At 69.8% G+C, this 5,045-nt stretch carries 5 protein-coding genes and 1 pseudogene; 4 read left to right on the forward strand and 2 right to left on the reverse strand.

Features of this window, described 5'->3' with window-relative positions:
- The 4 genes and pseudogenes from AC5LUJ_RS07670 to AC5LUJ_RS07685 all read left to right on the forward strand — a co-directional run.
- A pseudogene (locus tag AC5LUJ_RS07670) lies at positions 1–789 on the forward strand (hypothetical protein); the annotation flags it as partial.
- The gene (locus tag AC5LUJ_RS07675) at positions 786–1,208 is read left to right on the forward strand and encodes a roadblock/LC7 domain-containing protein (protein ID WP_250286491.1); all 423 of its coding nucleotides are present in this window, start codon (positions 786–788) and stop codon (positions 1,206–1,208) included. The pseudogene AC5LUJ_RS07670 and the gene AC5LUJ_RS07675, both read left to right, overlap by 4 nt.
- A 25-nt stretch (positions 1,209–1,233) precedes the next feature.
- A complete protein-coding gene (locus tag AC5LUJ_RS07680) occupies positions 1,234–1,593 on the forward strand; it encodes a DUF742 domain-containing protein (RefSeq protein WP_013875056.1) in 360 nt (119 codons plus the stop codon).
- On the forward strand, positions 1,574–2,170 hold the full coding sequence (locus AC5LUJ_RS07685; RefSeq protein ID WP_250286492.1) for a GTP-binding protein: 597 nt from the start codon (positions 1,574–1,576) through the stop codon (positions 2,168–2,170). Before AC5LUJ_RS07680 ends, AC5LUJ_RS07685 begins: the two co-directional genes overlap by 20 nt.
- Positions 2,171–2,383: 213 nt before the next feature.
- On the opposite strand, the gene AC5LUJ_RS07690 is transcribed toward AC5LUJ_RS07685, so the two are convergent.
- A complete protein-coding gene (locus AC5LUJ_RS07690; protein ID WP_493464703.1) occupies positions 2,384–4,006 on the reverse strand; it encodes an ABC transporter substrate-binding protein in 1,623 nt (540 codons plus the stop codon).
- A 186-nt stretch (positions 4,007–4,192) separates the two neighbouring features.
- Positions 4,193–5,045 (reverse strand): hypothetical protein (locus AC5LUJ_RS07695; protein WP_250286496.1); only part of this gene is annotated, 853 nt, incomplete at its 5' end.

Below are 5,045 nucleotides of genomic sequence, written 5' to 3' on the forward strand. Positions count from 1 at the left end.
TCCTACCGTGACGACGTGCCCTATGGCGACAGTGTCGATCGGGCCTCCCGTACCGACGGTGCCGAGGAGCCGGCCGCCGACCGGGACGGCGAGGACAACGACACGACCCCGATCTTCGATTCGGTCTCCGCGTGGTTCCAGCGCCAGGCCCCGACGTCCCCGCATCCGCTGCCGGCCCGGCCGAGGGCCGCTGCCCCGCCGGAGCGCCCCGGACCGCTGCCGCAGCGTGCCCCGGCCGGACCGCTGCCGCAGCGTGCCCCGGCCGGACCGCGGCCGGCCGACGTCAGCGCCAGCGGTGACGTCGGCCGCCGGCCGTCACCCTTCCCGGCGCCGGCCGGCCGGCCCGGGCTCCGGGGCCCGGCACCCGCCGACATCCCCGTGCCCGGCTGGTCGCAGGCCCCGGGAGAATCCCCGCTGCCGGCCACCGCGGCCGGCCCCGCCGACGCCCAGCCCGTTCCGTTGGCGAACCGCCAGGCGCCCGCCGCGCCGGATCCCCGGCCCGTGTCATGGTCGTCCGCGGCCGACGCCGGCTGGCGTGCCGCGGAAGCCGTCCGCCAGCCCGCCCCCGCCGGGACGACCCGCGCCGGTCTCCCGTTGCGTGTCCCGATGACGCACCTCGTACCTGGCAGCGCTGAAACCACATCACGGCGCCAGCCGGAGGGGGGCTCCCGCTCCCCGGAAGCGGTCGGTGGCCGGCTTGCCAGCTTCTACCAGGGCGTTCGGCAGGCCCGTGATGTCACCCAGGACACCCCCCACAGCTCTCGCCGAAACACCCAGGAGGAAATGTGACGCCCATGAGCTCAGACGCACAGAACCTCAACTGGTTGATCAACAATTTCGTCGAAAGAGTTCCCGGTGTCGCGCACACCGTGGTGGTTTCCGCGGACGGCCTGTTGCTGGCGGTCTCGGACGGCTTCCCACGTGACCGGGCGGACCAGTTGGCCGCCGTCGCGTCAGGCCTGGTGAGCCTGACCCAGGGCGCCGCCCGGGTTTTCGATGCGGGCAACGTGACACAGACGGTCGTCGAGATGGAACATGGGTTCCTGTTCATCATGGCGATCAGCGACGGGGCAAGTATGGCGGTTCTCGCCGCGCCGTCATGTGACATCGGGCTTGTGGGGTACGAGATGGCACTGCTGGTGACCCGGACCACGGATGTGCTCACTCCCGCGCTGCGAGCCGAGCTGCAGGGGATCCTTCCGCGGTGAACCGACAGGAGCACAGGGGGTCAGGGTGAGTACCGATCCCGCGAATACCCCGGGGCCGGTTGTCCGTCCCTACGCGATGACCGGTGGCCGGACGCGTTCACGATACGAACTCGCCATCGAGGCGCTTGTCGTCACAACGTCCTTTGGTGAAGAACGGGCAATCCAACTTGCCCTGGAACAACAGACAATCGCCGCCATGTGCCGGCAGGTGCGATCAGTTGCGGAGATCGCCGCCGGTCTGCGGGTTCCCCTCGGAGTCGCCAGGGTGCTGGTCGGTGACATGGCGGACGAAGGTTACGTCCGGGTACACCAACAACCCGACCGCGACGAGGCGCCGGACCTCGCGCTGCTCGAAAGGGTGCTCAGTGGCCTTCGCAAGCTCTGACCGGAGGCGGGTCAACTCCTCCGTCGCCACTACTTCGGTCAAGATTGTCGTTGCTGGTGGTTTCGGCGCCGGCAAGACGACTTTTGTCGGCTCGGTGTCCGAGATCGTTCCGCTGCGGACCGAGGCGGTCATGACCGAGGCGGGGGCGCACGTCGACGACCTGACCCACATCTCCGACAAGACGACGACCACGGTCGCAATGGACTTCGGCCGGGTCTCCCTGGACGAGGATCTGATCCTCTATCTGTTCGGCACGCCGGGACAGTACCGGTTCTGGTTCATGTGGGACGACATCGTGCGGGGCGCCATCGGTGCCATCGTCCTGGCCGACACCCGGCGGCTCGCCGACTGTTTCGCGGCCGTGGACTACTTCGAACAGCGGCAGTTGCCATTCGTCGTCGGGGTGAACTGTTTCGACGGGATCCTGCGGCATTCCATAGACGACGTCCGGGAAGCCCTGCAGATCAACCCGAGCATACCGATCATCACCTGCGACGCGCGTAACCGCCACTCGACGAAAAGCGCGCTGATCGCGGTGGTCGAGCACACGATGTCACGAGCGGTGGCCAGGACCTGATCCTCCATCCGGGCCGCACCGGCCCGGCGTGACACGTCGTCCTCGTGATGGCCCAGGCCTGCGGCCCCGGCCCGGTCCACCACGGCCGCGGGCTGTTCCTCCGGACCAAGGACAGGCACACGAGGGACAGCGCCCGGCTCTGTCGCACCGAGCGGGCCCGGTGCGACAGAGCCGGGCGCCAGGGGGCGGACCGGATCGAGCGGGTGGCTGTTCTCAGGGCCCCTGGACAACCCTGCTGTACGGCAGCAGCCGCCCTGGCTGCGCGGCAATGTTACTGATCGATTCGTCGCCGACGATGACCAGACTGTAGCCGGCGCCCGCCGTCCGCCACTGGCCCCCGACCAGAGGCGTCTTCGCCACGTTCTTGGGAATGTCGGCCGAGCCGCCGAAACCGACCTCCCCCACGATCGTGTTCGCACGCAGCTTCCCGATCGCCGCCGCCAGGCCCGCCCGGTCGTCAGGCGAGCCGACCTGGGCCAACGCCTCCGTGGCGAGTTCGTAGAGCGCGTGCACGAAGCCGAGGGTCTGCACCCAGGGGGAACCGGTCTTGTCCGTGAAGTCCTTGGCCAGCGTGGCCGGGGTGGCCCCCGTCAACGAGCTCTTGAACCGGTGGAAGGGCGACCACCAGACCTCGGTACCGAGATTGTTGCCCTCCTGGCCGAGGGCCTGGACCGAGCCCGGGAACAGCAGCCCCTTGGCGACCGTGACAATCTTCGGGCTGAAGTCCTTCGCCGCCGCCTGCTTCCAGAAGGTCTGGAAGTCCGCCGGCGTCAGCACGCCGGTCAGGATGTCCACGCCGGCCCGCTTGAGCACGTCCAGCTGGATGGTGAAGTCCGGCGTCCCGGCGGGGAAGGAGGGAGGCTTCACCAGCGTGTAGCCCCCGGCGGTTATGGCCGGCGGGAAGCCGATGGTCTCGTCGGCGAACGTTCTGCCGTCGGAGTCGTCCGGCCAGAGCGCACCGACCTTCTTGTTGGTGGGCAACTGGCCCCACATGTTCCGGTAGACCCTGGTCACGTCCTCAAGGCCCCAGAAGAAGTGGTAGGTCCACTTGAACGGACGGGCCGGGTCGCCACCACGCCCGTTGAACCATGACTGCCAGGGGGCGGCCGTGGAGATGCACGGTATCTCGTTCGCCTCGCACTGGTCCGAGACCGGGTTGGTGGTCTCCGGTGTGGAGGCGACGAGGACGATGTCCACCCGGTCGGTGTAGATCAGGTCGTCGGCGGCCTGGGCCGCGCGGTTCTGGTCGGACTGGCTGTCCCGGACGATGATCTCAACCGGATAGGTGCGCGCGCCGATGGTCATTCCGCCCTGGCGCTGGAAGAAGGCCCGGATGGTGTCGGTGACGTACCTGTCCGCGGCACCGAAGGCGGACAGCGCCCCCGTCTGCGGGCTCACATAGCCGATCCTGATGACCCGCTTCGCCTTCGCCCCGCTCCCGGAGCCACCGCAGGCGGCAAGGGGAACCCCGGCGGTCGCCACGCCGGCCAGGGTCAGCAGTGTGCGCCGGCTGAGGAAACGCCCACCGGCATCACCGGAGCGGCCTGCGGCGGCGGGGGGTGCGCCGGGGGGAACCTGCTGGGAGACCTGATCCTGCTTCCTCCCCGCGACGGGCTCCGCCGTCGGCGCCCGGGATTCCCGCCACGGCGGCGGAACCGGTGCGGGAGGCCCGACGAGTGACCCGGAAGGCCCGGGAAACCCACGGGGCTCGGAAGACTCGCTTCCCCGGGCCGCGGCAGGCGGCCCGCCCGGGCCGGCCGCTTCGGGGCCGTCGGTATCCGACACTGCGTCGAGGCGTCCCTGTCCGGCGTGTGTCGGGCGGTCAGAGTGGAGCATGAGTCCTGATCCTGCCGCACGCTGGTTCAAACCCGGGCACTGGGTCCCGGTCGACACGCAGCAGACCAGACCGGGGACGGAAGGTTTCTCCTTCGGCCCACCCGTCGGGGCCGGCGGGAGCAGGCTCCGACGGGTGGGGATACCGGCCGGAGAACATATGATCGCGGTTTTTCCCGGACCCGGAGTCTAGTTGATCGCACACCACCGGTTCGATCCGTCCTTGAAGGTCAGGAAACCGCCGTCCTTCCCGGCGTCGCCAGCGCCCGCCCGGTTGATGAACAGCGCCTTGATGTTCTTGAGTGGACCGTCGGCGAACTGGATATCGGCAAAAATCACGCTGTCGGTACTCAGGCTGTTCTTTGTGATCGAGTAGGTGCCCTGCTGGTCGTCCCAGCGATAGCTGCCGCTCTCGCGTGGCACGACGAGCCTGTTCGGCAGTGCCGTGGACGCCTGGGAGTTCCGGCTGCCGGCCGAGGCGGCCCCGTCGGCCGGCGGGTCACCGTCGGCCGTCCGATAGCAGCGGTAGGTGCCGTCGACCAGCGCCCGGCCGGCCGTGGCGTCCGGATTGCTCGTCGCCGGCGTCGACGCGCCCCCGGACGCGGACGCCGCGGCGGTGGCGCCGGGATCCACCCGGGCGTCCGGAGCCCCCGTTGCGGAATCCTCCGTCCCGCCCGACAGCAGGGCGTACAGCCCGAACGCCACCAGGGACACCAGTACCGCGACAATCAACGGGCCGGTCCACCCGTGCCGGTAGCGCGCCAGCAGCCCCGCGCCGAAGCCGCCGCCATCATCGATGTCGTCGTCCGCGTCGTCGATGTCGTCGATGTCGTCACCGGGATCCGGCTCACCCCGCCGGCTGACCGGCCGGCCGGCCGCACGTTTCACGGCCCCGGACGCCGTCGAACGCTGCTCAGGCCCTCGTGCCCCGGTGTCCCTGGAAGCGCCGCCCGGGGAGGAGGCCCGTGCCGTCACCGTACCCGGCCGGCCCGTCTTCTTACGGACAGAACTGGACGGCTTCCAGCCCTCGTCGTCATCGGGA

It is taken from the genome of Protofrankia sp. CiP1_Cm_nod3 (assembly GCF_982290655.1).

Excerpts from the sequence above, each read along its gene's own strand:
- AC5LUJ_RS07690 (WP_493464703.1), bottom strand. The coding sequence starts at position 4,006 with ATGCTCCACTCTGACCGCCCGACACACGCCGGACAGGGACGCCTCGAC.